The sequence below is a fragment of the Rhizobium ecuadorense genome (genome assembly GCF_001187535.1).
Classification (GTDB): Bacteria; Pseudomonadota; Alphaproteobacteria; order Rhizobiales; family Rhizobiaceae; genus Rhizobium; species Rhizobium ecuadorense.
The window spans coordinates 1-318 of record NZ_LFIO01001310.1; the positions used below are offsets into that span (position 1 = coordinate 1).

The 318-nt window shown below is 44.7% G+C and carries 1 pseudogene; it reads left to right on the forward strand.

The features are described from left to right. Positions 1-205 precede the first annotated feature (205 nt). Positions 206-318: pseudogene (locus tag AF337_RS45705) on the forward strand (pilus assembly protein CpaA); the annotation flags it as partial.

Sequence of the window (318 nt, forward strand, 5' to 3'; positions counted from 1 at the left end):
CGTCGAGACCGCCTCTTCGACTGGGACCATTAATAATCTCTTAACTCTAATTTAGTCAATCGTTTTATACGCAAGCTCTCGACATCTATACTTTATGGTTAAGACCAAAGTCCCGGTGCCCATTCGTAAAAACTGACTCAGTCGTCTGGATTTACTGTAGAGCAACTTGAAAATCAGGCTATAATAGCCCAAAAGGGTGAATACCATGCCGCAAATGATCGATGTTATTAGTTCGCTTTCGGTATTTCTTTTTCTCTACGCCGCCTGGACCGATTTTCGCACATGGAAGATCCCCAACACGATCGTGCTCGCGCTCGT